Origin of the sequence: Synechococcus sp. CBW1107 (genome assembly GCF_015841355.1) — a bacterium.
In the GTDB taxonomy this organism is placed as follows: Bacteria; Cyanobacteriota; Cyanobacteriia; order PCC-6307; family Cyanobiaceae; genus Regnicoccus_A.
The window spans coordinates 2,394,939-2,419,865 of sequence record NZ_CP064908.1; the positions used below are offsets into that span (position 1 = coordinate 2,394,939).

25 protein-coding genes and 1 tRNA gene are annotated in these 24,927 nt (G+C 66.7%); 15 read left to right on the top strand and 11 right to left on the bottom strand.

The genetic code is table 11. The features are described 5' to 3' along the window. Nucleotides 1-3: 3 nt before the first annotated feature. From I1E95_RS12495 to I1E95_RS12505, 3 genes are all read right to left on the bottom strand, one after another. Nucleotides 4-75: transfer RNA gene (locus I1E95_RS12495), tRNA-Val, on the bottom strand. A gap of 104 nt (nt 76-179) precedes the next feature. Further along, nucleotides 180-974 carry a photosystem II S4 domain protein gene (locus I1E95_RS12500; RefSeq protein ID WP_197162725.1) on the bottom strand — a complete coding sequence of 265 codons (795 nt, stop codon included), beginning with the start codon at nt 972-974 and terminating at the stop codon, nt 180-182. Continuing rightward, a complete protein-coding gene (locus I1E95_RS12505) occupies nt 971-1,474 on the bottom strand; it encodes a hypothetical protein (protein WP_197162727.1) in 504 nt (167 codons plus the stop codon). The genes I1E95_RS12500 and I1E95_RS12505 overlap by 4 nt, the downstream gene beginning before the upstream one ends. Before the next feature lie 123 nt (nt 1,475-1,597). On the opposite strand from I1E95_RS12505, the gene serA reads away from it, so the two are divergent. The 4 genes from serA (at nt 1,598) to I1E95_RS12525 (ending at nt 5,030) form a co-directional block, all read left to right on the top strand. After that, the gene (gene serA, locus I1E95_RS12510; protein ID WP_197162729.1) at nt 1,598-3,184 is read left to right on the top strand and encodes a phosphoglycerate dehydrogenase; all 1,587 of its coding nucleotides are present in this window, start codon (nt 1,598-1,600) and stop codon (nt 3,182-3,184) included. Nucleotides 3,185-3,195: 11 nt separating this feature from the next. After that, nucleotides 3,196-4,137, top strand: a complete 942-nt coding sequence (prmA, locus tag I1E95_RS12515) for a 50S ribosomal protein L11 methyltransferase (RefSeq protein WP_197162731.1) — start codon at nt 3,196-3,198, stop codon at nt 4,135-4,137. Nucleotides 4,138-4,279: 142 nt separating this feature from the next. Continuing rightward, nucleotides 4,280-4,579, top strand: a complete 300-nt coding sequence (locus I1E95_RS12520; RefSeq protein ID WP_006171932.1) for a ferredoxin — start codon at nt 4,280-4,282, stop codon at nt 4,577-4,579. A 64-nt stretch (nt 4,580-4,643) separates the two neighbouring features. Continuing rightward, the gene (locus I1E95_RS12525) at nt 4,644-5,030 is read left to right on the top strand and encodes a hypothetical protein (protein ID WP_197162733.1); all 387 of its coding nucleotides are present in this window, start codon (nt 4,644-4,646) and stop codon (nt 5,028-5,030) included. Between the two features lie 92 nt (nt 5,031-5,122). Here the strand turns inward: I1E95_RS12525 and psbV are convergent, their stop codons facing one another. Further along, nucleotides 5,123-5,644, bottom strand: a complete 522-nt coding sequence (gene psbV / locus I1E95_RS12530; protein ID WP_197162735.1) for a photosystem II cytochrome c-550 — start codon at nt 5,642-5,644, stop codon at nt 5,123-5,125. A 117-nt stretch (nt 5,645-5,761) separates the two neighbouring features. Continuing rightward, nucleotides 5,762-6,724: a ribonuclease Z gene (locus tag I1E95_RS12535; protein WP_197162737.1), complete on the bottom strand. Its 963-nt coding sequence runs from the start codon at nt 6,722-6,724 to the stop codon at nt 5,762-5,764. Between the two features lie 113 nt (nt 6,725-6,837). Here I1E95_RS12535 and I1E95_RS12540 point away from each other — a divergent pair, with 113 nt between their 5' ends. After that, nucleotides 6,838-8,223, top strand: a complete 1,386-nt coding sequence (locus tag I1E95_RS12540) for a SpoIID/LytB domain-containing protein (protein ID WP_231594620.1) — start codon at nt 6,838-6,840, stop codon at nt 8,221-8,223. Nucleotides 8,224-8,304: 81 nt separating this feature from the next. Continuing rightward, nucleotides 8,305-9,051: a glucosamine-6-phosphate deaminase gene (locus I1E95_RS12545; protein WP_197162739.1), complete on the top strand. Its 747-nt coding sequence runs from the start codon at nt 8,305-8,307 to the stop codon at nt 9,049-9,051. Between the two features lie 5 nt (nt 9,052-9,056). Here I1E95_RS12545 and I1E95_RS12550 read toward each other — a convergent pair whose 3' ends face one another. Beyond that, nucleotides 9,057-9,830, bottom strand: coding sequence for a YebC/PmpR family DNA-binding transcriptional regulator (locus tag I1E95_RS12550; RefSeq protein ID WP_197162741.1), 774 nt, complete (start codon nt 9,828-9,830; stop codon nt 9,057-9,059). A gap of 70 nt (nt 9,831-9,900) precedes the next feature. Continuing rightward, nucleotides 9,901-10,824 carry a tRNA pseudouridine(55) synthase TruB gene (gene truB, locus I1E95_RS12555; RefSeq protein ID WP_197162743.1) on the bottom strand — a complete coding sequence of 308 codons (924 nt, stop codon included), beginning with the start codon at nt 10,822-10,824 and terminating at the stop codon, nt 9,901-9,903. Between the two features lie 68 nt (nt 10,825-10,892). On the opposite strand from truB, the gene I1E95_RS12560 reads away from it, so the two are divergent. Together I1E95_RS12560 and I1E95_RS12565 are read left to right on the top strand one after the other, a co-directional pair. Then, complete coding sequence (locus I1E95_RS12560; protein ID WP_197162745.1) at nt 10,893-11,648, top strand: queuosine precursor transporter; 756 nt, start codon at nt 10,893-10,895, stop codon at nt 11,646-11,648. 50 nt (nt 11,649-11,698) lie between these two features. Continuing rightward, entirely contained in the window at nt 11,699-12,490 is a 792-nt protein-coding gene (locus I1E95_RS12565) for a bifunctional 2-polyprenyl-6-hydroxyphenol methylase/3-demethylubiquinol 3-O-methyltransferase UbiG (RefSeq protein WP_197162746.1), read from the top strand. Nucleotides 12,491-12,528: 38 nt separating this feature from the next. Here I1E95_RS12565 and rpmA read toward each other — a convergent pair whose 3' ends face one another. Next, entirely contained in the window at nt 12,529-12,795 is a 267-nt protein-coding gene (rpmA, locus tag I1E95_RS12570; RefSeq protein WP_197162748.1) for a 50S ribosomal protein L27, read from the bottom strand. A gap of 53 nt (nt 12,796-12,848) precedes the next feature. After that, nucleotides 12,849-13,262 (bottom strand): 50S ribosomal protein L21, encoded by a 414-nt coding sequence (rplU, locus tag I1E95_RS12575; protein WP_231594621.1) that lies wholly within the window; start codon nt 13,260-13,262, stop codon nt 12,849-12,851. Nucleotides 13,263-13,438: 176 nt separating this feature from the next. Between rplU and I1E95_RS12580 the strand changes: the two genes are divergently transcribed. The 3 genes from I1E95_RS12580 (at nt 13,439) to kaiC (ending at nt 16,282) form a co-directional block, all read left to right on the top strand. Then, nucleotides 13,439-14,326: a circadian clock protein KaiA gene (locus I1E95_RS12580; RefSeq protein ID WP_197162750.1), complete on the top strand. Its 888-nt coding sequence runs from the start codon at nt 13,439-13,441 to the stop codon at nt 14,324-14,326. Beyond that, nucleotides 14,323-14,661, top strand: coding sequence for a circadian clock protein KaiB (kaiB, locus tag I1E95_RS12585; RefSeq protein WP_197162752.1), 339 nt, complete (start codon nt 14,323-14,325; stop codon nt 14,659-14,661). Before I1E95_RS12580 ends, kaiB begins: the two co-directional genes overlap by 4 nt. A 76-nt stretch (nt 14,662-14,737) precedes the next feature. Beyond that, nucleotides 14,738-16,282, top strand: a complete 1,545-nt coding sequence (gene kaiC / locus I1E95_RS12590) for a circadian clock protein KaiC (RefSeq protein ID WP_197162754.1) — start codon at nt 14,738-14,740, stop codon at nt 16,280-16,282. Here the strand turns inward: kaiC and I1E95_RS12595 are convergent. Both I1E95_RS12595 and purD read right to left on the bottom strand, forming a co-directional pair. Next, on the bottom strand, nt 16,279-18,282 hold the full coding sequence (locus I1E95_RS12595; RefSeq protein ID WP_197167499.1) for an ATP-binding protein: 2,004 nt from the start codon (nt 18,280-18,282) through the stop codon (nt 16,279-16,281). The two genes, kaiC and I1E95_RS12595, sit on opposite strands and share 4 nt — an antisense overlap. 84 nt (nt 18,283-18,366) lie before the next feature. Continuing rightward, nucleotides 18,367-19,692 (bottom strand): phosphoribosylamine--glycine ligase, encoded by a 1,326-nt coding sequence (purD, locus tag I1E95_RS12600; RefSeq protein WP_197162755.1) that lies wholly within the window; start codon nt 19,690-19,692, stop codon nt 18,367-18,369. 71 nt (nt 19,693-19,763) lie between these two features. Between purD and I1E95_RS12605 the strand changes: the two genes are divergently transcribed. From I1E95_RS12605 to lpxC, 4 genes are all read left to right on the top strand, one after another. Continuing rightward, the gene (locus tag I1E95_RS12605) at nt 19,764-20,900 is read left to right on the top strand and encodes a hypothetical protein (protein ID WP_231594622.1); all 1,137 of its coding nucleotides are present in this window, start codon (nt 19,764-19,766) and stop codon (nt 20,898-20,900) included. Further along, nucleotides 20,897-21,652, top strand: a complete 756-nt coding sequence (gene purC, locus I1E95_RS12610) for a phosphoribosylaminoimidazolesuccinocarboxamide synthase (RefSeq protein WP_197162757.1) — start codon at nt 20,897-20,899, stop codon at nt 21,650-21,652. The genes I1E95_RS12605 and purC overlap by 4 nt, the downstream gene beginning before the upstream one ends. A 103-nt stretch (nt 21,653-21,755) precedes the next feature. Continuing rightward, nucleotides 21,756-24,071, top strand: a complete 2,316-nt coding sequence (locus tag I1E95_RS12615; RefSeq protein WP_231594623.1) for a BamA/TamA family outer membrane protein — start codon at nt 21,756-21,758, stop codon at nt 24,069-24,071. Further along, nucleotides 24,071-24,922 (top strand): UDP-3-O-acyl-N-acetylglucosamine deacetylase, encoded by an 852-nt coding sequence (gene lpxC, locus I1E95_RS12620; RefSeq protein WP_197162761.1) that lies wholly within the window; start codon nt 24,071-24,073, stop codon nt 24,920-24,922. Before I1E95_RS12615 ends, lpxC begins: the two co-directional genes overlap by 1 nt. The last annotated feature ends 5 nt before the right edge of the window (nt 24,923-24,927 follow it).

The following is a 24,927-nucleotide window of genomic DNA, read 5'->3' on the forward strand; positions in this document are numbered from 1 at the left end:
CAGTGGGCGATACTGGAATCGAACCAGTGACTCCTACCGTGTCAAGGTAGTGCTCTACCTCTGAGCTAATCGCCCGGGTTCGGGAACAGAAAGTCCCGTCGGTGAGATCCCGGAATGACGTCCGCTCAGCGGTGCCATCAGGGTCGAAGCAGGCAACCTAGCAGTCGGCCTGCCTCCACTCAGTGGCGTTCCAGTTCCAGGCGCCAGCGCTCACGCTTGGTGGGCTGGATCGAGAGCACCTTCAGCTCCCCGCGGTTCTCGAGCTGGATGCGATCCCCGGATCTGAGCTCGCGGCTGGGGGTGGTCACGGGCTGCCAGTTCACGCGAGCGGCTCCACGGCGGACCAGCTCCGCCATGCGGCTGCGGGAGAGCCCGAACCCTGCCGAGGCCACCGCGTCCAGCCGCAGGGAGGCTTCCACGGTGGCCAGCAGACGTGGTTGGGGCCTGGTGGGAGGTTGCAGCTGATCCAGACCCCTGGCCTCCAGCTCCACCTCCACGCTGCGTACCCGGGCCGTGGTGCCCCCCAGGCGGGCGGCCAGCTGGGGGTCCACGACCACCTGGGCGCCCCGGTCGCCCCGCATCCAGAGATCACCCAGCTCCCCATCGAGGGCGCCGGCCGCCAGCAGGGCGGCGCGGACATCGCCCGGTCCGGCTGGATCGAAGAGGAAGTTGCCGCTGACGTCCAGGCCGGCCAGGGGCGCTGTCGGCGGGGCGGACGCCGTGGCCAGATCGCGGCGAAGCAGCAGCAGCCGGCAGCGTTCAGCCCGGGGTCTGCCGCCCTCAGCCTCCAGATGAAGCTCGCTGAGGCTGCCCAGCCGCTCGAGCGCCTCCTCGCGGGTCACGGCGGAGAGAAACCACGACCAGTGGGGCTGCCAGTCGCGCAGGGCCTGCTCGGCCAGGGCGATCAGGGGCTCGAGCGCGGCTGGATCACGGCTGCCGCGCAGCAGGTCGGCGCCGGGGGGCGTGCAGCTCATCCTTCGCCCAGTCGCACCACCGCCTGGGGACCGGCCTGCTGAATCACCAGCCAGGGAATCTCCTGCCCCGGGCTGCTCTCCACCAGCAGCAGCCAGCTTCCTTCCTCCAGCCGGTTGCGCAGGCTGCGGATGCGGTCGTCGGCCTCGGAGCGGACGCTGGCGGCGGCGGCGTAGCTGCCCATCCAGCCCGAGCCCATGCCCAGGAGTCCGCCGATCACCGGTTCGCCGTAGGTGCCGGCGAAGGCAAAGGTGTGAAGGTCGGTGATGAAGGTGAACATCAGCCCGGCGAAAAAACCGAACGGCATCAGCCAGCGCACCATGCTGCGCTGCCGCCGCTGCCGGGCCAGAGCCGGGTTGAGCAGCTCGACGGAATCGATGCTGCTTTCTCCTTCCCCCAGGATGGTCAGGACCCTGGGGGCGGGCTGGAGTTCAGTGAGCCGATCGCGCAACCGCTGCAGCTTGCGCCGGTCTTTCATCACCACCACCACCGACAGTCCCAAGATCCAGAGCCACAAAGACCCGATTCTCGGCGTTGGCGGGGGATGCCGTGGCCACCGCTCACTACACTTCACCCCCGGCAGCGTCTGGGATTCTCCAGACCCCCTCTCTCTCCGTCCCTGGTCATGACAAAGGTTCTGGTTTCTGATCCCATCGACCAGACGGGAATCGACATCCTCTCCCAGGTGGCGCAGGTGGATGTGCGAACCGGGTTGCCTCCGGAGCAGTTGCAGCAGATCATCGGCGACTACGACGCCCTGATGATCCGCTCCGGCACCCAGGTGACCGCCGCCATCATCGAGGCCGGCACCCGCCTGAGGATCATCGGCCGAGCCGGTGTCGGTGTCGACAATGTCGATGTCGAGGCCGCCACCCAGCGGGGTGTGCTGGTGGTGAACTCCCCTGAGGGCAACACGATCGCGGCAGCGGAACATGCGCTGGCGATGATGCTGGCCCTCTCCCGCCACGTGCCCCAGGCCCACGTCAGCACCATGGCCGGGGGCTGGGACCGCAAGAAGTACGTCGGCAACGAGCTCTACAAGAAAAAGCTCGGCGTGGTGGGGCTGGGCAAGATCGGCTCCCACGTGGCCCGCGTCGCCAAGGCCATGGGCATGGAGGTGCTGGCCTACGACCCCTACATCTCCGCCGAGCGCGCCCAGTTGCTGCAGGTGCGCCTGATGGCGGTCGGCCCCCTGTTCGCCGAAGCGGATTTCATCAGCCTGCACCTGCCCCGCACCCCGGACACCGAGAACCTGGTGAACGCTGAGCTGCTGGCCACGATGAAGCCGACGGCGCGCCTTGTGAACTGCGCCCGGGGAGGCATCGTCGATGAGAAGGCCCTGGCCGAGGCCGTCAGCTCAGGCACCATCGCCGGCGCCGCCCTCGATGTCTACAACAACGAACCCCTGGAGGCGGACTCGCCGTTGCGCCAGGTGGACGACCGCCTGATCCTCACGCCACACCTGGGGGCCTCCACCGAAGAAGCCCAGGAGAACGTGTCGGTCGATGTGGCCGAGCAGATCCGCGACGTGCTGCTGGGGCTCCCCGCCCGCAGTGCCGTGAACATCCCCGGCCTGACCCCGGAGGTGATGGAGCGGCTCAAGCCCCACCTGCAGCTGGCGGAAACGCTCGGACTGCTGCTCAGCCAGCTGGCTGGAGGCTCGATCCAGGACCTGGAGGTGCGTCTCCAGGGTGAATTCGCCAGCCATCCCTCTCAGCCGCTGGTGGTGGCCGCTCTCAAGGGCCTGCTCTCGAGCGCCCTGGGCGATCGCATCAACTACGTCAATGCCGGGATCGAAGCCCGCAGTCGCGGCATCCACGTGCTCGAGGTCAAAGACGACGCCAGCCGCGACTTCGCCGGCGGCTCCCTTCAACTCACCTGCCGAGGCGGCCAGGGCAGTCACAGCGTCACCGGAGCGGTGTTCGCCGACGGCGACCTGCGCATCACCACGATCGACGAGTTCCCGGTCAACGTGATGCCCACCCGGCACATGCTGATCACCCGCCACCGCGACATGCCCGGGATCATTGGCAACATCGGCTCGCTGCTGGGCGAGCACAACGTCAACATCGCCTCGATGCAGGTGGGCCGCCGCATCGTCCGTGGCGACGCGGTGATGGTGCTGAGCCTCGACGATCCGATCCCCCCCAGCCTGCTGATCTCGATCCACGGGATCAACGGGATTCAGGAAGCCCATCCGGTCACGCTCTGAGCCCTGCTGCCATGTCCCCGGCTCCCCGCTGGTGGCGTCTGGAGATGGAGGCTCCTCCCGAGCTGGAGGAATCCCTTCTCTGGAAGCTGCCCTCCCTCGGCATCCGCCGTGTGGCCATCCAGTTCAGCCCCGATCAGCCCGGTTTCCACCAGCTGGTGGCCTGGCTGCCGGAAGCCGACTGGCCGGAACCGGAGCGGCAGAAGCTGGCCCGGGAGCTCGAGTGCCTCACCGAGCCCTTCGCCATCGCCCTGCCTCCCCTGACCTGGGCGCTGCAGGACGAGGAGGACTGGAGCCTCAGCTGGAAGCGCCACTGGCAGCCTGATCCCGTGGGCGAGCGGTTGCTGATTCTGCCCGCCTGGCTGGATCCCCCCCCGGAGCACGCCGGCCGTGAGCTAATCCGGATCGATCCTGGCAGCGCCTTCGGCACCGGCAGCCACCCCACCACGCGCCTCTGCCTCGAGGCGATGGAGCGGCTGGCGCCGATCGATCAGCGGGTGGCCGATCTGGGCTGCGGCAGCGGAATCCTCGGCCTCGGTGCCCTGCGTCTGGGGGCCCGCTTCGTGGCCGCGGCCGACACCGACCCCCTGGCGGTGCGGGCCACGGCCAGCAACGCAGAGCTCAACGGCTGTCCCGTGCGGCCCGGCGGACCGCTGCAGGTGGTGGAGGGATCGGCCCTGGAGCTGGCGGTCCTGCTGGGGGAGGACGGACCGGCCGATCTGCTGCTCTGCAACATCCTGGCGCCGGTGATCGCCGAGCTGGCCGGCCAGTTCCGCACCCTGCTGGCACCAGCCGGCGTTGGCCTGCTCAGCGGCCTGCTGGTGGACCAGGCCGAAGAGCTCTGCCGGCTGCTGGCTCTGGAGGGCTGGAGCGCCGAGCTGGTGGCCTCCCAGGGCGTCTGGGGACTGCTTCAGATCCAGTGGTGCCGGGCTGCGATCCCCGGAGATGTCGCATAAATCACGCTTATGCGTGCTCAGCCTTTGATTGGGCTTCTGGGGCTGCGCCTCCAGGATCGCCGTCAACGCCCCTGTCCGATGTAGGACGGTGCGGTCCTACAGGCCCTGAACACTCAGGAGTCTGTGAGCCCCAATCCTTTCCATGGCTTCCTACAAGGTCACCCTCATCAACGAGAGCGAGGGACTCAACAAGACCATCGAGGTTCCCGACGATCAGTACATCCTCGATGCCGCTGAGGAGCAGGGCATCGATCTGCCTTACTCCTGCCGCGCCGGTGCCTGCTCCACCTGCGCCGGCAAGCTCACCACCGGCACTGTCGACCAGTCGGATCAGAGCTTCCTCGACGACGACCAGATCGAAGCCGGCTTCGTGCTGACCTGCGTGGCTTACCCCACCTCCGACTGCACCATCAAGACCCACGCCGAAGAAGAGCTCTATTGAGCTTCAGTCCAGGTTTGGCTTGAATCCAGATCCCACTTCTGCCACCCTTCGGGGTGGCTTTTTCATGCCCGCGTTGGTGGATACCCTGATGGAGCCCGGCAGTGAGCACTGCAGCCCTGGAGGCCAGTACAGCTTCCGGGTGCTGGGTCCCTGCTGTCGGCTCTTCGACCGCGATGAGCTGCCCTGGCCCTGCTGCCGTCTGGCCTGGCGCAGCAAGGAGCCCAGCTGGCGCCGCATCGGCCGGCGCTTCGTGGCCGATCTGGCCTCCAGGCGCTGTCCCTCCTATGCCGTGGAACTGCTCCAGCCTGGCTCCAGGCCCACCTGCACCGTGCTCACCCTGTTCCCCCAGCGCCTGTCCCCGGCCCTGCAGGAGTGGTGGTACAGCAAGCAGCCTGGAACCATGGAGGCCACCAATGTGAGCCCGCCCCAGCCTCCCGCTGCGGTGGCCTGAGCCTGGCCTTGGCGTGGCGTGGGCCTCGTGAGGCCAAAAAAAACCGTGGTCCAGAGGACCACGGCATCAGCCGCTGGATTCAGTCAGCTGGATCAGAAGTAGACCTTGCCGCCGCCCCACTGGGTGCCGCTCACTTTCGGGGCCACCAGGATGTAGCCGGCGATCACGCGCAGGTCGTCATCGTCGAGGTCGCGCATCTTCACGAACACATCGCTGCTGCGCATGCTGGGATGCACGTCGGCAATGCTGTATTCCCCGTCGTAGGAGGTGGGGTCCTTGATGAAGTCCACCAGGGCCTCGACCGAGTCGCGGGAGGGGGTGGCCAGGGAGAGGGTCTCAGGGTCGAGGCCGACGTTGTAGTTGGTCTTGGTGACGCCGCCTGCATGGCAGGTGCCGCAGCTGTCGTTGAACAGCTTGCGGCCGGTCTTGATCTCCGCTTCGCTGAAGGTGACCAGGTTGCCGTCGGGGTCACCCGGCACCGTGAGGGTGGCGGTGTCCCATTGGGCGGCCTGGGCAGCAGTCACGCAGAAGCCAAGACTGAGCAGAAGCGCCAGGGGCAGAACCAGCAGGGTCCGGGCAACCGCCCGAAGGGCAGTGAGAACGATAGAGGCCATGAAGGGAGCCGGCGAAAAGGCGGTAGGCACCGCACCTGAGACCTTGTATCACGGGGGAAGGGCCCGCCGGCCGGGAATCAAGAACTGTTGCAGCGATCACCGTTGCCAGTCGGCTCCTCAGGCGGCCTTGGCCGCTCCGCCGGCACTCACCTCGAGGCTGAGAAAGTCCTTGGCCACGAGGGTGTTCGGGAAGATCGCACGGGCCTCGTTCACCAGGTCGTCGGGGGTGAGGGTGTTGCCGGCCACGTAGCGCGGGCTGAGGTGGGTGAGCACCAGCTGCTTCACCCCGGCGAGAGCCGCCGTCTGCGCCGCCATGGTGCTGGTGGAGTGCTGGCGTTGGAAGGCCATCTCCGCCTCGCCATGGGCAAAGGTGGATTCGTGGATGAGCAGATCGGCTCCGCGGGCCAGTTCCACCGCCGCTTCACTGAACACCGTGTCGGTGCAGTACACCATGCTCACGCCTGGGCGGTCGGGACCGCAGAGGGTCTCGCCCCGGATGATGCGTCCGTCGTCGAGGCACACCTCGCGACCGGCCTTGAGCTCGGCATAGACCGGCCCCGGCGGGATGCCGAGCTCGCGGGCCTTCTCGATGTCGAAGCGGCCGGCCCGGGGTTTCTGCTCCACCCGATAGGCGTAGGCCGGGATGCGGTGGGTGAGCGGGGTGCAGCGCACCACCAGGTCGCCGTCGTCGAGCAGCACCGTCCCGGCGTGGGCGGCCCTGTGGACCCGGTGGGTGCGCAGGGGATAGCCGATCCGGGTCGAGGAGGTGCGCAGCACGCCCTCGAGGTAGTCGCGCAGGGGATCGGGGCCATAGAGATCGACGCCGCTGCAGGCTCCGGCCAGCCCGAGGCTGGCCAGCAGTCCCGGCAAGCCGAAGACGTGGTCGCCGTGCATGTGGGTGATGAAGATGCGCCGCAGCTGCGACACCCTCAGTTCACTGCGCAGGAACTGGTGCTGGGTTCCCTCGCCGCAGTCGAACAGCCAGAGCTCGGCCCTCTGGGGCAGGCGCAGAGCCACCGCTGAGACATTGCGGGAACGGGTGGGTACACCCGAACTGGTGCCCAGGAAGGTGACTTGCACTCCGGATGACCCTTTGGCGCATGCTGCCACGTCAGGCTCTGTCCAGGTCGGCTCTGGCGTCGCCGGGATGTGCTGGTCACAATGGCGCGCACGTTTCATGGCTGCTGCCGTTGATGGCTGTTCCCAAGACCGGTCGGATCCGCACCCTGTTCCTCGCTGTGGCCCTGCTGCCGCAGGCGCTGCTGACGGGGCCAGGCGGACTGGCAGGAGCCCAGGCTGCGGTCGGGGATGGAGCCGAGGACGTGGCGGCCCTTGACCAGCTCGAGCCCCTGACGGCCAGCCGGGCCACCAATCCTCAGATGCGGGTGCTGCTGCTGGACCTGCCGGCGATCAGGGTGGCGGGCAGCAGCGGGCTGCGTCTGCGCGACACCAGGGGCGGGGAGCTGCTGCGGATGCCTGCCGGCGCCACCCTCGCCCTGCGCCAGGCCGGCGGCCGCATCCAGGTCCAGCCCTCGGCCGTGACCCAGGGCACCCCCGGTGTCCTCAGTCTGGGTGAGCTCTGGCTGGAGCCTCTGCCGGATTCGAACGGTCTCGCCAGCCTTCAGGTGGAGAACCGCCGCTACAGGGGGCGGCTGCAGGTGAGGGTTGAGGCCTCGAAGCTGAGGGCCATCAACGTCATCGCGCTGGAAACCTATCTGCCCAGTGTCGTGGGCAGCGAGATGCCCGCCAGCTGGCCCCTGGAGGCTCTGCGGGCCCAGGCTGTGGCTGCGCGCACCTATGCCCTGCGCCACCGCAAACCCTCGGCCCCCTTCGATCTGCACGCCACCGTCACCAGTCAGGCCTACAAGGGACTGGAGTCGGAGACCGCCTCCACCCGCGAGGCGGTGCGCAGCACCCAGGGCCTGGTGCTGATGCATGGCAACAGCCTGATCAATGCCGTCTTCCACAGCAGCAGTGGCGGCAGCACGGAGAACAGCGGTGATCTCTGGTCGCGTCAGCTGCCCTACCTGGTGAGCGTGCCCGACTACGACGACACCAGCCCCGTGGCCCGCTGGGAGAAAACCCTCTCCCCCCAGCTGCTGGCCGGAGCCTTCGCGGAGATCGGCGGCGCCAGCCGCATCGACGTTCTCTCAACCACGGGCAGCGGCCGGGTGCGCCAGGCGCGGGTGATCGGACCCTCCGGCTCCCTGGTGCTCACAGGCGCCCAGCTGCGCAGCCGCCTGGGGTTGCGCAGCACTCTGGTGCGATTCAAGGCCGCTCCCTTCACCTTCACCGCCCCGTCCCTCGCCGACGGCACACCGTTGCCAGCTGACATGGGTTCGCTGCTGGCACCGCCCCCACCCCGGCCCCTGGCTCCGCCGTCGCCGGTGATCATCGCCGTGGGCCGCGGCTTCGGCCACGGAGTCGGCATGAGCCAGTGGGGGGCCTATGCGCTCGCCCAGCAGGGCCGCCGATTCGACCAGATCCTCCAGCACTACTACCGCGGCGTCGAGGTGCAACCGCTCCGGGCGGGATCCGGCCCCCTGGCGTCGGGAGCCGTCGCTGGGCGAGGCTCCTGAGCACCGGTCCTGCGGCTGAAGCGGCGGAGCGGCTGACCATCTCGCCTGCCTTCGGTGCCAACGCCTGCTTCTCCCGCCTGGTTGGCCGGTCGCTTCGAATGCTTCGAGCAGCCGTCTGATCTTGCCGGTCGCGTTGCTGAACTGCTCCATCTGGAACTCAGCGGCTCCATGGTGCGCCCCCTGGGCCTCGCCACCGGACGCACCATGAAGCCCGTCTACGCAGCGCTGGTGGCGAGGCTGCTGGCCCTTGGGCCCGATCAGCTCCAGGCCGTGCGCCAGCGCTGGCGGAGCTTCAACCTCGATGAATATGTGGGACTGGGGCCGGCGGATTGCGGCTCCTTCGCGGCGGAGATGACCCGCCGGCTGAGCGGGCCTCTCGGCCTGGATCCTGCCCGGGTGCAGCTCCCCGACGGTCTGGCGGCGGATCCCGCCGCCGAGGCCCTCCGCTACGCCGAAGCCGTTCAGGCGGCCGGAGGCATCGGACTGCAACTGCTGGGGCTGGGCAGCAACGGCCACGTGGGCTTCAACGAGCCCCCCTGTGCGCCCGACGCTCCCAGTCGCAGCCTCCGCCTCAGCGCCGCCACCCGACGCCAGAACGCGGCGGCCTTCGGGGGGGATCCGGACCTGGTGCCAGCCGGGGCGATCACCCTTGGCCTGGACCGGATTCTGGGGGCCGAGCGCATCCTGCTGGTGGTGAGCGGTCCGGCCAAGGCGGGCATCCTGGCGCGGCTGCTGAGGGAGCCTCCGGAGCCGTCGCTGCCGGCCAGCTGGCTGCAGGGCCATCCAGGCCTGCGTCTGATCGTCGATCGCTCCGCCCTGGAGGGCTGAGGGGCTCAGCCCATCACGGCATCAAGCAGGTCGGCGTCGGCCTCCAGGTTGGAGGTGAGGCTGCGCACGTCATCGAGATCCTCGAGGGCGTCGAGCATGCGCAGGCAGCGGCGCAGCTGGTCCTCGCACTCCAGACGGCAGGACGTGGAGGACACCCAGCGCGACTCCCAGTCGCGCACAGCCCAGCCCAGTTGTCGCAGGTGGTGCTGCAGGGGCTCCAGATCGGTGAAGCGGCAGAACACCTCGGCGTTCTCCCCCTCCAGGCTGTAGCCCAGCACCGGCGGACCCCCCTGGTCCTCCAGCCTCAGCAGGCTCTCGAGCAGGTCCTCTTCGCTGGGCACCGGGGGCTCCAGCCGCACGACCCCCTGCTGCTCGAAGAGGTACCCCACGCAGCCGCTCTCCCCCAGGTTTCCCCCCTGCTTGCTGAAGGCCAGGCGCAGGTCGGCGGCGGTTCGGTTGCGGTTGTCGGTGAAGCACTCCACCAGCACCGCGACCCCGCCTGGGCCGTAGCCCTCGTAGCGGACGGCCTCGAACTGGTCGGCCTCGCCGCCCCCCTGGCCTGAACCCTTGGCGATGGCCCGCTCGATGTTGGCGCTGGGCATGCCGGCAGCCTTGGCCTTGTCGATGGCAGTGCGCAGCTGGAAGTTCCCGGCGGGATCGGCCCCATGGCGGGCCGCCACCGTGATCTCGCGCCCCAGACGGGTGAAGACAACCCCGCGCCGCGCGTCGACCACCGCCTTCTGGCGTTTGATCTGGGCCCACTTGCTGTGGCCGGCCATGACGGATCGATCGATGAAGGGTGGGGACGTGGCGGGGCGCCACGTTGCGGCAGGTGGATCCCCGAGGGGATCAGCCCATGGCCTCCAGCACCAGCCGGGGCTGGAGCCAGCCGTCGGGCATGGCCCTGGCCATCCCTGCCAGGTTGCCATCCGGATCGAGCACCACCACCACCTGGTGCTCGCTCAGGTGGGAGGGGCCGGCCAGGCGCCGGCCGCAGCGCCAGCTCACCAGATCACCGGGCTCCAGGGTGAAGGCGGGGTAGTGGGCCAGGGCAAGGAGGGGAGCCAGGGGCGGCGGCGGCGGCTCCGCCTCAAGCTCCTCGAGGTTCACGGCTGCGCTGAGGGTGAAGCCCAGGGCTTCGGTGCGACGCAGCTCGGCGAGGGCTCCGCCGCAGCCGAGGGCCTCACCAAGATCCCGCGCCAGGGAGCGGATGTAGGTGCCGGCGCTGCAGCGCACCTCCAGCTCCAGCCGCCCGGAGCTGGGCTCCCAGCCCAGCAGGTCCAGCCGCTCGACCATGACGGCTCGCTCCTGCAGGTCCGAGTGTTCTCCGCGGCGGGCTCTGGTGTACGCCCGCTCCCCCTGCACGTGCACCGCAGACACCTGGGGCGGTCGCTGCAGGATCGGGCCGCGGAAGGGGGCCAGGGCCGCCGCCAGCTCCTGCCGGCTGAGTGGCGGCAGGAGCTGGCGCCTGAGGACAGTGCCGCTGAGGTCGTCACTGTCGGTGGTCAGGCCCAGCTGAATCACCCCCCGGTAGGCCTTGGCCCCATCGAGGTAAGGCAGCAGTCGGGTGGCCGACCCCAGTGCCAGGGGCAGGACGCCGGTCACGGCCGGATCCAGGGTGCCGCCATGGCCGACACGTTTGAGGCCATAGCGGCGTCGCACCCGTGTCACACAGCCATGGGAGGTGATGCCTGCCGGTTTGTCGAGAATGAGGAAACCGCATGGCGTCCTTGCCTGCTGGGTCGCTCTGGGCTGGCTGCCGGACGAGGTCATGGCAGGCACTGTTGCATCCGGGCTCCCGGCCTGCAGGCTGGAGGGCGCGCCCGTTCCCCCTTTCGCCCGTGACCCTGCAGCAGCGCCGTGACCTGGCTTTTCTCGTGCTGGCGGGCCTCTTCCTGGGCACGATGGGGATGCTCAACATCCTCGGCCTCACCCGCTTTCTGACCCTGGGCTCGATCGGCGGCTGGCCGATCGTGGTGGCGGTGGGGGCCCTTCCCTACCCGGTCACGTTCCTCTGCACCGACCTGATCAGCGAGATCTGGGGGGAGCGGCAGGCCAGCCAGCTGGTGTGGGTGGGGCTGCTGCTCAACGGCTGGATCGTTCTCATCCTCTGGCTGGGAGGAGTCCTGCCGGGGCTGGATGGTCATGGGGGCAGTGCCGGTCTGCCGCTGGCGGCTGCGGGGGAGCGCCTGCCGCTCTTCTATGAGATGCGAACCCTGGCGTTCGGAGCCGTGGGGGCTTCGATGGTGGCCTATCTGGCCGCCCAGTTCACCGATGTGCGGCTGTTTCATTTCTGGAAGCGCCTCACCGCAGGCCGGGCCCTGTGGTTGCGCAACAACGGGTCCACCCTGATCAGCCAGCTGGTGGACACCACGGCGGTGGTGCTGATCAGCCACTACGCCGCCCACGTGCTGCCCCTGCGGGCCGAGGAGGCGATCCTGCCCCAGCTGGGGAGTTTCATCGCCAGCGGCTACCTGTTCAAGCTGGTGGCGGCCCTGCTCGACACCCTGCCGTTCTATCTGCTGGTGGCCTGGCTGCGCCGATGGCTGGAGGTGCCAGGCGCCGGTGCGGAGCTGGAGGATCCGGGCTCCCCGTAGCCTGGCTTCAGTTCCAGCGATCAGACGATTTGCCAGAAGGTGGATGCCCCATGACCTGGCCCACGGCGACCCTGGAGGGAGGGAAAGCAGCGGCCCGTGAAGGCCTTGATCTGGAGGATTTTCTCGGCGATGGCTTTGGCTTGCGTCAGCAGCTGGCGTCCTATCTGGGCCTCACTGCTGAACAGCTTGAGGAGCGCCTGCCGCAGAGCTGCGCCGACCTCGCCTCTCTCCATCCCGGTGCGGTGGGCTTCGATCCGCAGCGGGTGGAGGCGTTCTATGAGCAGACCGTGGGCACCGGACACCTGCTCGAGTTGGCAGCCTGGCATCTGGGCAGTGCGGACTACATCGGCGACACCCTGCGTCTGCAGGCTCGCTTCGCCCGCGGAGCGGTGCTCGATTTCGGTGGTGGGATCGGCACCCATGCCCTGGCGGCCGCGGCACTGGCCGAGGTGGAGCAGGTCTGGTTCGTGGACATCAACCCCCACAACCGCGCGTTTGTGGCGGAGCGGGCCGCACACTTCGGGCTCAGTGATCGTCTGAAGGTCTGCCGCGATCTTGACGATCCAGATCTGCCTCAGCACTTCGACACCGTGGTCTGCCTGGATGTGCTGGAACATCTGAGTGATCCAGCCGGCCAGCTCGAGCGCTTCGCCTCGCGCATGAGCGAAGGGGCCATCGCCCTGCTCAACTGGTACTTCTTCAAAGGCTTCGACGGGGAATACCCGTTCCACTTCGATGATCCTGCGCTGGTGGAGCAGTTCTTCCGCTCGCTGCAGAGCCGGTTTCTGGAGGTTTTCCACCCCTACCTGATCACCACCCGGGCCTATCGGCTGATGGGATGAGCGGGGAGGGGGGAAGACCCCCCGGCAGCTCGGAACCTTCAGACGGCTTCGGACACGTGGATGCGCTTGCGAGCGCGTAGACCGCGTTTGATCGACTCGAAGCTCACCACACCCGGCACAAGCGCGAACAGAGTGTCGTCGGAGCCGCGACCGACGTTGACGCCAGGCATCACCGAGGTCCCGCGCTGGCGCACGAGAATGGAGCCGGCGGTGACGGTTTCACCGCCGTAACGCTTGACGCCGAGACGTTTGGAGTTGGAGTCGCGTCCGTTGCGTGTGGAGCCTGTGCCTTTCTTGTGGGCCATGGGGTGGGGGGAGGTGGTGGGATGGATTCGGAGGTGGACTGAAGCGCCGCCGCTCAGGCGATCGCCTTGCCGTTGACGCTGATCGACTCGACCATCACCCGGGTGAGTTCCTGACGGTGACCGTTCTTGCGGCGGGTTTTCTTCTTCGGGCGCATCTTGTACACCAGGATCTTCGGGCCACGGCGATGGGCCATCACCTTGAGTTCGATGGTGGCTCCGCTCACGTAGGGGTGGCCCAGGTTCGTGCCCTGGCCGTCGCGCACCAACAGCACGTTCTCCAGGGTCACCGTCTCGTCCACCTCAGCGGCGATGCGGTCCAGGTCGTAGTACCGGTTCGGCTGGAACCAGAACTGCTGGCCGGAAGCCTCGGCGATGGCATACAGGTCGGCTCCGGCGGCAACGGGAGCGGAGCTCTCCGTTGCGGTGGCTGGACTCTCGGGAGCGGGGCTCTCGGTGGCTTGACTCATGGGCTCAGGGGGCGTGGACAGGCCAGTGGGTGTGGAGGCCGGCCTTCGCCGCCATCCGCTCGCCACTGTTCAGGCCTCTCGCACAACCGAACAATCGACAAGCAAACATCTTCTCTCTTTGCCTGCCGACTCGTCAACACTAAGGTCGGACCACCGCTGCCGCTGCTTCTCTCCCCATGACCCAGCCGGCGCTCACCGTGGCCTCGCTGATCCGCGATGAGCAGTTGCGCCAGGCCTGCAGCGCCTGGTTGCCCCAGGGGCGCTACGAATTGATCGAGCTGGGTCTGCATCAGGATCCCGCCGCTGAGCTGGAGCGCTGCTGGGAACAGTTCGATGCCGTACTCCTGGAGCCCGGGGTGCTCTCGATCGAGGCCTTCCAGCGCCTGCGGGCCCAGGGCCGGATCCTGCCGGCGGTGGTGCTGGGGCAGCTCAGCGGGCCGATGGAGTACTTCCAGGACGAAGTGCATCTCCCTCCTGATCAGATGGAGCAGCTCAGCTACAGCCTTGATGCGGCCATTTCGCGCTGCCTGCGTCGCAGAAGTTCAGGCGGATCGGGGGGTGACCCCGAGGCCAGCGATCCCGATGTCGGGGAAGGTGCCCAATCCAACTGGAGGTTGCCCCATCGCCTGCGCGAGAGGCTTGGCTACCTTGGGATTTTCTACAAGCGTGATTCCTCCCGCTTTCTGCGCAATCTCTCCGCGGCTGAGCGAAAGGTGCTGCTGGGCTCCCTTCGGCGAACCTACCGAGACCTGCTCGTCAGCTACTTTCGAGATCCTGCAACTGCCAATCAGGCCCTGGAGAGCTTTGTGAATACGGCCTTTTTCAGTGACCTTCCGATCACTAAAACAGTAGAAATTCACGTGGATATGATCGACGAATTCTGGAAAAAACTTCAACTAGAAGGCCATGAACAGGATTTTCTGAAGGACTATCGTCTGGCTTTGCTTGATGTCATGGCCCATCTCTGTGAGATGTATCGTCGCTCACTCCCCCCGGAAACGATCGACAAGGCTGGCGGAGGAATGACCGCCAAGGTTGTCACCTCATCTCCGCTGAAATCATGAGTCCCAAGAAAGCCTACATTCTTAAGCTCTACGTGGCTGGGAACACTCCCAATTCGATGCGGGCTCTCCAGACCCTGCGTCAGATTCTTGAACAGGAGTTCAAGGGCGTGTATGCCCTCAAGGTGATTGATGTACTCAAGAATCCGCAACTGGCAGAAGAAGACAAGATCCTGGCGACCCCCACTCTGGCCAAGATCCTGCCGCCACCGGTGCGTCGCATCATCGGCGATCTCTCCGACCGTGAGCGGGTGTTGATCGGTCTTGACCTGCTCTATGACGAGCTCACCGACCGCCAGATCGCCGACGAGATGATGGACGAGCCTGATGAAATCTGAATTCTTTAGATCACCCCTGCCTTTTTTGTCCTGGTCCAGCCTGGGACCTAGATTCTGGGCCTAAGTTCAAGGCCTCATGCAGGATCTCAGTGCCACCAGCCAGCCCAGCATGAAGCTGCAGAAGCTGCCCACAGGTGTGGAAGGCCTTGATGACATCTGTCAGGGGGGCTTGCCGATCGGGCGTTCCACCCTGATCAGCGGCACATCGGGAACGGGGAAGACGGTATTTTCGCTTCATTTTCTCCACAATGGCATTCGTCACTTCGACGAGCCCGGGATCTTCGTGACCTTTGAGGAATCACCCCTCGATATCATCCGTAATGCTGCCAGCTTCGGCTGGAACCTGCAGGAACTGGTGGCCCAGGGTAAGCTCTTCATTCTGGATGCCTCTCCCGATCCAGATGGTCAGGATGTGGCCGGTAATTTCGATCTCTCCGGATTGATCGAGAGGATTAACTATGCCATCCGTAAGTATAAGGCAAAGCGCGTTGCGATCGACTCAATCACCGCCGTCTTTCAGCAGTATGACGCCGTCTCGGTCGTGCGACGTGAGATTTTCCGATTGATCGCTAGGTTGAAGGAAATCGGTGTCACCACTGTGATGACCACTGAGCGGATCGACGAATATGGGCCAATCGCTCGTTATGGCGTTGAAGAGTTTGTTTCCGATAATGTGATTATTCTGCGTAATGTACTTGAAGGCGAGCGCCGACGGCGCACGGTCGAGATTCTCAAGCTGCGCGGTACCACCCATATGAAGGGTGAATTTCCGTTCACCATGGGAGCCCACGGAGTTGCCATCTTCCCGCTCGGGGCGATGCAGCTCACCCAGAGGTCCTCAAATGTGCGCATCAGTTCGGGAGTACCGCGGCTCGATGAGATGTGCGGCGGTGGCTTCTTCAAGGATTCCATCATCCTCGCCACCGGTGCAACCGGCACGGGTAAAACCTTGCTGGTCAGCAAGTTCGTTGAAGATGCTTGCAACAACAAGGAACGTGCCATCCTCTTTGCCTATGAAGAGTCGCGGGCCCAGTTGCTGCGCAATGCCACCAGCTGGGGTATTGATTTCGAGCAGATGGAGCAGGATGGGCTGCTCAAGATCATCTGCGCCTACCCGGAATCCACCGGTCTGGAGGATCACCTGCAGATCATCAAAACGGAGATCGGCCAGTTCAAGCCGGCACGGATGGCCATCGATTCTCTGTCGGCACTGTCCAGGGGCGTCAGCCACAATGCTTTCCGCCAGTTCGTGATCGGAGTTACCGGCTATGTCAAGCAGGAAGAGATTGCCGGTTTCTTTACCAATACATCGGAGGAATTCATGGGCAGTCACTCCATTACCGACTCCCACATCTCTACGATCACCGACACCATTCTCCTACTTCAGTATGTGGAAATCCGTGGCGAAATGGCGCGTGCCATCAACGTGTTCAAGATGCGGGGTTCCTGGCATGACAAAGGCATCCGTGAATTCGTGATCACCGGTAATGGCCCTGAAATCAGGGATTCCTTCTCCAATTTCGAGCGCATCATCAGTGGTGTTCCCCATCGGGTCACCACCGATGAGCGCACCGAGCTCTCACGCATCGCTCGCAGCTTCGAAGGTGAGGAGTCGTTCTAGACCCCTGCCAGATTCGGCTCCGCCAGACGGGCCTGCTGGGAGCGGCGTTCTCCTTCCACCATCAATTCATCGCTGTCGGCCTGCTCGAGGGGCAGGTCGAACCAGAACGTGGTTCCTACCCCAGGCTCGCTCGCCATCTGGATCGCGGTGCCGTGCTTCTCAAGGATGCCACGCACGATCGAGAGACCAAGCCCCGTGCCCACTTCGGTGTGAACGGCGTTCTCCACCCGGTAGAAGCGCTCGAAGATGCGCAGCTGGTCTTCCCGCGAAATGCCTGTGCCCGAGTCGGCGATCTCCACCCGCAGCCTTGGCAGGGGTGAGCTGAGCTCACAGCTCGGGGCGTCCAGCGCCGGCAGGTTGGCGGGATCGAGATGGCAGGAATCTGGCCACGGGTAGGCCCGCAGCATCACGCGGCCCCCGGCTGGGGTGAACTTGAGCCCGTTGCCCACGAGGTTGTCGAACACCTGCAGCAGCAGATCCCAGTTGCCCCGCACTCCGGGTAGGTGAGCATCCACCTCCAGCTCCAGCTGCACCCCCTTCTCCTCGGCGTTGAGGCGGTAGTTGCGCAGGGTCTGCTCCATGGCCGGGCGCACTTCCATCGGCTCAAGCGTCCAGGTGCGGTCGGATTCGAGCCGCGAGAGATCGAGCACGTCGTTCACCAGCCGGGTGAGGCGGTCGGTCTCGGCGTTGGCGATCGCCAGAAATTCCTGGGTTTCTTCCTCGCTGAGCTGATCGCGCAGATCGTGCAACGTCTCCACGTAGCTCTTGATGTTGAACAGCGGGGTGCGCAGCTCATGGGACACGTTGCTGATGAAGCGGCTCTGGGCGGCGTTGAGCTCCACCTCCCGCGTCAGGTCCTGCACCGTCATGGCGATGCCCTTCAGGCTCTCCCCGGCGGCGTCCTTGACCGTCTGCAGAACGATGCGCAGGGTGCGCGGCGGTTCGCCGAAACTGCAGCGCACATCGGCACTGTCCTTGTCCCCGCTCACGAGGGAGTCCAGCGGCCCATGCAGCTCCATCGCCAGCACGTCGGGCAGTTCACTGCCCAGCTCGTTGCCTTCGAGATTGCGGCCTTCCCAGCGGAACAGACGTCTGGCGGTGGGATTGACCAGCACGATCCGTCCTTCACCATCGAGCAGAGCCGCGCCATCGGCCATGGTGGCGATCAGGCTCTGCTGCTTCACCTGGGCGGCGGTGAGCTCCTCGATGTTGGCGGCGTCGTAGGCCTCCAGCTGGGAGGCCATGTCGTTGAAGCCATTCAGCAGTTCCCCCAGCTCTCCGCCCACGGGGAGGGCGATGCGGGCCTCGAAATCGCCACCTGCGATGGCGCGCACACCCCGCAGCAATTCCTTCACAGGGCGGGTGATCGTGAGGGCATTGAAGACTGCCCCCAGGATCACCAGCACCCAGATCGAGATGAACACCGCCACGGTCACCTCACGGGTGAGGGCCGCGCTGGCGAGCACCGCTTCGTTGGGGTTTATCCCGAGGGCGAGCACCCCGAGATAGCGCCCCTCGCTCACCATCGGCACGAACACATCGGTCACCTGGCCATCGGGGCTGAGGTGTTGCCGGATCAGGGGGTTCTGGGGACGGCGCTGCAGTTCGGCCGGCAGTTCGAGTTTGCGGCTGAGCAGCAGTTCGCTGCCGCCGTTGGTCGCGCTGATGGGGATCCCGAGGTAGATCACCCCTTCGGGATCGGCGAAGAAGATGTAGCGCAGGCTGCGGCTTGAGCGCCAGAAGCGCTCCGCCACAGCCGCCAGCTCCCGGTCGTTCCCCTCCGCCACCAGAGGCGTCACATTCGCTGAGAGCAGCAGGCCCAGGTCCCGGGCGAATCGGGTGTCACTCATGCGCGCATCCCTCTGGATGCCATTGAGCGCAAAGAAGGTGATGCCGGTCATCATCAGGCTCACCACCAGGGTGGCCACCGCCAGGAGCTTGGTCTGGAGGCTGAACTCCGCCCACCAGAGGTTGAGTTGCTCCCACCAGCCCAGGGGCAACGGCGCAGCGCCGGCGTGATCGGGACTGGTGGTCGGGGACGGCGAGGCGTCGTTCACGCCTGGAAGCGAAGCTGTCCTGGCACCCTAGGGGCGCCGGACCTGGTGACCGATGTCTCGGCGAAAGGTCATGCCTTCGTAATACACCTGATCAAGGCCGGCGTAGGCGCTGGCGAACGCCGCATCGAAATCCTCCTCCTGGGCGACCACCGCCAGCACCCGTCCCCCGGCGGTCACACAGGCGCCCGACTCCTCCAGGCGGCTGCCGGCATGGAAGAGCTGCCGCCGCGAAGTGGTCAGCGGCTGGGCGTGGATCACATCCCCCCGGCGCACCTCTCCGGGGTAGCCCGCGGCGGCGGCCACCACACAGGCACTGCAGCCCCCGGCAATGGTCAGTGGTGGCGCCTGCTCCAGGGCCCCACGGGCGCAGGCCAGCAGCACTGCCGCCAGTTCACCGCCCAGGAGGGGCATCAGGGTCTGGCATTCCGGATCGCCGAAGCGGCAGTTGAACTCGATGACCCTGGCGCCGTCGTCGCTCAGCATCAGGCCTGCGTAGATCACGCCGCGGTAGTCGATGCCGCGCTGGCGCAGGGCCTTCAGGGTGGGCTCCAGCACCTCCCGGCGCACCTGCTCGAGGGCCTCGGCATCGAGCAGTGGGGCAGGGGCGTAGGCCCCCATACCGCCGGTGTTGGGTCCGGTGTCACCCTCCCCGATGCGTTTGTGATCCTGGGCCGGCGGCAGCAGCACCATCGACCGGCCGTCGGTGAGGGCGAACACCGACACCTCAGGGCCGCTCAGCCGTTCCTCCAGCACCAGGCTGTGGCCGGCCTCACCGAACCGTCCCGCAAAGATCTCCTCGATGGCGGCGCGCGTGTCCTCGAGGCTCTCAGCCACCGTGACCCCCTTGCCGGCCGCCAGACCATCAGCCTTGACCACAAGGGGTCGCCCCTCCTGTTTCAGCACCGCCAGGGCCTCGCTGCGGCTGGAGGCAGCCCAGTAGCTGGCGGTGGGCACGCCCGCCTCCATCATCAGGGCCTTGGCCCACTGTTTGCTGGCTTCGAGCTGGGCCCCGTCGGCCCCCGGCCCGAACACCGCGAGCCCCCCGGCCCGAAGGCGGTCGGCCAGTCCTGCTGCGAGCGGACCTTCCGGGCCCACCACCACCAGAGTCACCCCAAGCTCCAGGGCTGAACGCAGCAGACCCTCCTGGTCGGACTCGCCGATGGGCAGGGCCTCACAACCCTCCAGCTGTGACGTGCCGCCATTGCCCGGAGCCACCCAGACACGCTCCACCCCCGGACAGCGGGCCAGGGCCCAGGCCAGGGCATTTTCACGGCCGCCCGAGCCCACCACCAGCAGCCTGCGCGCGCTGGCCTCGGAGGAGTCGGGGGCTGTGGAGCGGACCGAAGCTGTCATGGGGCCGGGGTGGCGCGGAGAGGACGTGGCCGATCGGTTCCCTTAGGTTGACCCCCGGTGGACCGCCAGCCGTGTCATTCCTTCTCTACTTGCCGGTGGTTCCCCCTGCACCGCCTTCCAGCCGTGACCTGGCCCGCTGGGTCGGGCGGGCGGCCGGTCTGCTGACGCTGCTGCTGGGCGTCGGCGTTTCCGGGGTCAGTCGTGCTCAGCAGCAACCGCGTCCATCGGCGCCGGTCCCGATCCCCCAGGCGCCCCCCCCAGGGTCCCCGGCCGTGCCCCTCCCGATGGACGAGAAGGCCTATGCCGCCGCCCTGGCGTCCGATCAGCTGCCGGTGCTGGAGCAGGCCTGCCAGGACGCCGCCCGGTTTGATCTGCCCGTGCGGTTGCGCCAGCTCAAGGACCGGCTGGTGGCCCTGTACCCAGCTCCCCAGCCCCTGCCGGTGGTGCTCGCCAATGCCAATGCTCTGATCAGTTGCCTGGCGCCGGAGGCGGCCCTGTCGGTGCTTGACCGCTATGGACCGGGCCCCGGGCTCGAGCGCCAGCAGTGGCTGACCCTGCAGTGGCGGGCGGCCAATGCCGGCCTCAACCACCGGCGGGCCGCCGAGGCCCTGCGGCGGCTGGCCGACGGCGAGCGCAGCCGCCTGGAGACCATGGCGCTGCCGGTGCGGCTGCGCGACGACGGCACGCTCGACACCCGCTCGGCCCTCGACGTGCTCGCCTTCCATCTGGCAGCGATGGACCGACGCCAGGAAGCCGCTGAGGTGCTCCTGGCCGGGCGCCTGCCGGGTGTGGTGGCGGCTGAGCGGCTGAAGCTGGCGGTGGCGCTGCTGGACGAGCTTCCCCTGGCCCAGCGCAACGCCCTCATGGAGATGGCCCTTGATCAGGCCGCCACAGGTGGGGCCTGGGGTCTGGCGGCCCAGCTGCTCGATGATCAGCAGGCCCTGCAGCGGCTCGAGGGGGGGGATCCGGAACCGGCGCGGCAGCGGCGGTTGCGCCTCAGCCGCCGCATTGACGACACCTACGCCGAATGGCTGCTGCGGCGCGATGATCCCTCCGAGGCGGAGCGCAGCAAGGTGCTGGAGCAACGCCTGCGCTCCCCGCGCGACCCTGGAGGCCATGCCCCCTCCGCGGCACAACCGGCCAACCCGGCCCCCCAGGATCCAGTCGTCCCATCAGCCCCCGAGTCCGCCGAACCCATCACCCCATGACCGCCTATCAGCTGGGCCCGCTTCTCTACGAAGGCAAGGCCAAGCGGGTTTTCCGGACCGACCGGCCAGATCTGCTGGCCGTGGAGTTCAAGGACGAGGCCACCGCCTTCAACGCCCTCAAGAAGGCCGAACTGGCGGAGAAGGGCGCCCTGAACTGCCGCATCTCTGCTCTGTTGTTCGAGCACCTCCAGCGCGCGGGGGTGCCCACCCACTACCTGGGGATGCAAGGCCGGCACTGGATGCTGGTGCGGCCGGTGCGGGTGATCCCGCTGGAGGTGGTGATCCGCAACGTGGCGGCCGGATCGCTGTGCAAGCAGATGCCGATCGCGCCGGGTACGCCGCTGGATCCGCCCCTGCTCGATCTGTATTACAAGGACGATGCCTACGCGGATCCATTCCTGAGCGAAGCCCGGCTGGAGCGGCTGGCCCTGGTGACCAGCGAAGAGCGCCAGGAGCTGGAAGCCCTCGCCCGCCGGGTGAACGGGCTGCTGCTGGAGCTGTTCGCCGGCGTCGGCCTGAAGCTGGTGGACTTCAAGCTCGAGCTGGGCTTCACGGCCGAGGGCCAGCTGGTGGTGGCCGATGAGATCAGTCCGGACACCTGCCGCCTCTGGGACCTCGATGTGGACGATGACAAGGATCGGATTCTTGACAAGGATCGGTTCCGCCAGGACCTGGGCGGGGTGATCGAGGCCTATGGGGAGGTCCTCAAACGGGTCCAAGGGGTGATCCAAGGTCCCAGCCTCTACGGGTAAGGTCACGGCAATTTGCGGCCATGCCGCTTTGATTCGGAGAACCATGGGTGTCATCCCCAACGCCCGCACCAGCACTGCCTTCTCCGATGTCGGGCTTCGGTCCATGCCCCTCACCGTCTGGCTGGGGCTGCCTCTGCTGGCTCTGCTGGCGGTTCTGAGTCCCCCGAGGGCCGCTGCCCAGAGCCAGCAACCGGCTGTTGAAGTGGCCCAGGCCGCTGAGCCAGTTCCCGCCACCGGTTCAGAGCCTGGAACTGCTTCAGAGCCGGGCACGGCCGCCCCGGAAGCCGGCGAAGGAACTCCTGAGGCCGGCACTCCCGTTCCTGCACCGGCTGAGACGCCGGCGACGCCTCCCACCGGCGAGCCCCCCAGCTCGGCTAGCCCCGAAAGCCTTGCGCCGGCCAAGCCGGATGAACCGCGGGTTCTGGTCAGTGAGGTGGTGGTTCAGGGCCTCGAGGGTCACCCCGAGCGGGAGCGCCTGGAGCTGGCCGTCTACGACGCCATGGTGGTCCGGCCCGGCAGCCGGGTGACGCGCAGCGAGTTGCAGACGGATCTCTCCGCCATCTATGCCAGCGGCTGGTTCTCGGATGTGCGCATCCAGCCGGTGGATGGTCCCCTCGGGGTGCAGGTGGTGGTCATCGCCACCGCCAACCCGGTGCTGCAGAAGGTTGAGTTCGACGCCGCCAAGGTCAAGCTTCCGCCCACGGTCCTGGCGGACACCTTCGCCGCGGATTACGGCAGGACCCTCAACCTCAACACCCTGCAATCGCGCATGCAGGAGCTGCAGAAGTGGTATTCCGATCAGGGCTACTCCCTGGCGCGGGTCACCGGTCCCAACCGGGTGAGTCCTGATGGCACGGTGCTGCTCACGGTTCGAGAGGGCACCGTCGAGGGGGTGGAGGTTCAGTTCCTCAACAAGGAAGGCTCGGCCACCAACGACAAGGGCGAGCCGATCCGTGGCAAGACCAAGCCATGGGTCGTGAGCCGCGAAATCTCGATCAAGCCTGGGGAGACCTTCAACCGCCGCAACCTCGAGGAGGACATCAAGCGCCTCTACGGCACCGGCCTGTTCGGTGACATCAAAGTGACCCTGCGGCCCGTGCCGGCCAAGCCCGGCGAAGTGGTGATCGTGCTGGGGATCGTCGAGCAGTCGTCGGGATCCCTCTCCGGCGGTCTCGGTTACAGCCAGAGCCAGGGTGTGTTCGGCCAGATTCAGCTGCAGGACAGCAATCTGCTCGGCCGGGCCTGGGACCTGGGGGTCAACTTCACCTATGGCCAGTTCGGAGGCCTCGCCGACATCTCCTTCACGGATCCCTGGATCAAAGGAGATGCGTACCGCACGGCCTTCCGCGCCCGACTGTTTCTCAGCCGCGACGTTCCCCAGATTTTCCAGAGTCAGAACAACGGCAACATCAATACGGTCACCGACTTCTACAAAGCGCCGGGTACCAGCGTTGCGTACAACATCAACAACAACAACAACCCTGAGAGCAAAACCTTCCGCTCGGTCTCCGAAGCCGAATCACAATCTCCCGACAACAGCTGGTTTGATTACGAAGGTAACTCCGTTGCCATTCAGCGCGCTGGCGGCAATATTCAGTTCGTGCGCCCTCTCAACGGCGGTAACCCCTTCAAGCGGGCGCTCTGGAGTGTGGTGCTCGGCCTCAGTGCCCAGGAAGTCAGGCCGATCAACTTCGCCGGCTCAAGCCGACCCTTCGGCGTCAGTACCAATGATTTCAACGGCTCGGATGCTCCAGTCGACGATGTGATCTGCATCGCCTTCAACTGCGCCACCACCAATCAGTTGGTGGCCCTGCGGGTGGCGGCCACCCGCAACACCCTCAACGATCCCCGCAATCCCACATCCGGCTCCTTCCTCAGCGTCGGGACGGAGCAGTACGTCTCTGTGGGGCCAGATTCGCCCACGTTCAACCGCCTGCGCGCCAGTTACAGCTACTTCATTCCAGTCAACTGGCTGAAGTTCTACAAGGGTTGCCGGCCGAAGCCCGGTGAAACTCCCGACTGCAAGCAGACCCTGGCGTTTCAGTTCTCGGCCGGCACCAACATCGGTGATCTGCCTCCCTACGAAGCCTTCTGCCTGGGAGGTTCCAACTCCGTGCGCGGCTATGCCGACTGCGACATGGGCGTGGGACGCAGCTTCGGGGAGGCCACGATCGAATACCGCTTCCCCCTGTTCAGCATCGTCAGCGGAGAGCTGTTTGTGGATGGCGGCACGACCTTCGGCAGCCAGTCGGGAGTGCCGGGAAGTCCGGGCACGCTGCTCGACAAGCCCGGCAGCGGCTTCTCGGTCGGCACCGGTCTGATCGTCACCACACCGGTTGGTCCGCTGCGTCTGGAGGTGGCCAGCGAGGGCTTCACCGGTGACTGGCGCTTCAACCTCGGTGTGGGCTGGAAGTTCTAGTGACCGTCTGGCCCGAGGACTACAGCCAGGCCTGGACCCTGGGGACGTCTGTCGAGCGCACAGGGGTCGGGCTGCACAGCGGCACCTCCTGTCGCGTCCGCCTGCAGCCCAGCGAACGACCCGGTTATTCGGTGGGCTGGCTGGACGCACCGGCACTGGAGGCGGTGGCCCTGCACCCGTCGCAGGTGAGCGACACCCGCCTGTGCACGGCCCTGCGGCTGGATCAGCGCCGGCTGGCCACGGTGGAGCATCTGCTGGCGGCCCTGGCCGGCACCGGCCTCTCCCATGTGGAGCTGCTGGTGGAGGGTGAGGAGATCCCCTTGCTCGACGGGTCTGCTCTGCCCTGGGTGGAGGCGATCGCCGCAGCGGGTCTGCGACACCTGGGTCCCCGGGAGCCTCTCCGGCCTCTGGACGCTCCGATCACCCTGCAGCAGGGCCAGAGCTTCGCCACGGCCCTTCCCAGTGACACGCCAAGGATCGGTGCCGCGATCGAATTCAGCCAGCCCGCCATCGGCCGCCAGGTCTACTCGCTTGAGCTCACCCCTTCCTCCTTCGTGGAGCAGATCGCGCCAGCCCGCACCTTCGGCTTCCGGGATCAGATCGATCAGCTCCGGGCCGCCGGCCTGATCCGGGGCGGAGATCTGGAGAGTGCCCTGGTCTGTGATGGGGATCACTGGCTCAATCCCCCCCTGCGGTTCCCCCAGGAACCGGTGCGCCATAAGCTCTTGGACCTGCTGGGGGACCTGGCGCTGGCGGGCTTGCCCCAGGCCCAGGTCTTCGCCTTCCGTGGATCCCACGGGCTGCACACTGCCCTGGCAGCGGCCCTGGCCGCTCCATCCCGCTCGACCTGAAGCCC

What these genes read in the sequence shown, in the direction of transcription:
- rplU (WP_231594621.1), bottom strand. Translation starts at nt 13,262, where the DNA reads ATGAGTCAAGCCACCGAGAGCCCCGCTCCCGAGAGTCCAGCCACCGCA.
- prmA (WP_197162731.1), top strand. Translation starts at nt 3,196, where the DNA reads ATGTCCCCGGCTCCCCGCTGGTGGCGTCTGGAGATGGAGGCTCCTCCC.
- I1E95_RS12520 (WP_006171932.1), top strand. Translation starts at nt 4,280, where the DNA reads ATGGCTTCCTACAAGGTCACCCTCATCAACGAGAGCGAGGGACTCAAC.
- I1E95_RS12500 (WP_197162725.1), bottom strand. Translation starts at nt 974, where the DNA reads ATGAGCTGCACGCCCCCCGGCGCCGACCTGCTGCGCGGCAGCCGTGAT.
- I1E95_RS12580 (WP_197162750.1), top strand. Translation starts at nt 13,439, where the DNA reads ATGACCCAGCCGGCGCTCACCGTGGCCTCGCTGATCCGCGATGAGCAG.
- purD (WP_197162755.1), bottom strand. Translation starts at nt 19,692, where the DNA reads ATGACAGCTTCGGTCCGCTCCACAGCCCCCGACTCCTCCGAGGCCAGC.
- truB (WP_197162743.1), bottom strand. Translation starts at nt 10,824, where the DNA reads ATGACCTCGTCCGGCAGCCAGCCCAGAGCGACCCAGCAGGCAAGGACG.
- I1E95_RS12615 (WP_231594623.1), top strand. Translation starts at nt 21,756, where the DNA reads ATGCCCCTCACCGTCTGGCTGGGGCTGCCTCTGCTGGCTCTGCTGGCG.
- kaiC (WP_197162754.1), top strand. Translation starts at nt 14,738, where the DNA reads ATGCAGGATCTCAGTGCCACCAGCCAGCCCAGCATGAAGCTGCAGAAG.
- psbV (WP_197162735.1), bottom strand. Translation starts at nt 5,644, where the DNA reads ATGGCCTCTATCGTTCTCACTGCCCTTCGGGCGGTTGCCCGGACCCTG.
- I1E95_RS12550 (WP_197162741.1), bottom strand. Translation starts at nt 9,830, where the DNA reads ATGGCCGGCCACAGCAAGTGGGCCCAGATCAAACGCCAGAAGGCGGTG.
- I1E95_RS12540 (WP_231594620.1), top strand. Translation starts at nt 6,838, where the DNA reads ATGGCTGTTCCCAAGACCGGTCGGATCCGCACCCTGTTCCTCGCTGTG.
- serA (WP_197162729.1), top strand. Translation starts at nt 1,598, where the DNA reads ATGACAAAGGTTCTGGTTTCTGATCCCATCGACCAGACGGGAATCGAC.
- rpmA (WP_197162748.1), bottom strand. Translation starts at nt 12,795, where the DNA reads ATGGCCCACAAGAAAGGCACAGGCTCCACACGCAACGGACGCGACTCC.
- I1E95_RS12565 (WP_197162746.1), top strand. Translation starts at nt 11,699, where the DNA reads ATGACCTGGCCCACGGCGACCCTGGAGGGAGGGAAAGCAGCGGCCCGT.
- I1E95_RS12525 (WP_197162733.1), top strand. Translation starts at nt 4,644, where the DNA reads ATGCCCGCGTTGGTGGATACCCTGATGGAGCCCGGCAGTGAGCACTGC.
- kaiB (WP_197162752.1), top strand. Translation starts at nt 14,323, where the DNA reads ATGAGTCCCAAGAAAGCCTACATTCTTAAGCTCTACGTGGCTGGGAAC.
- purC (WP_197162757.1), top strand. Translation starts at nt 20,897, where the DNA reads ATGACCGCCTATCAGCTGGGCCCGCTTCTCTACGAAGGCAAGGCCAAG.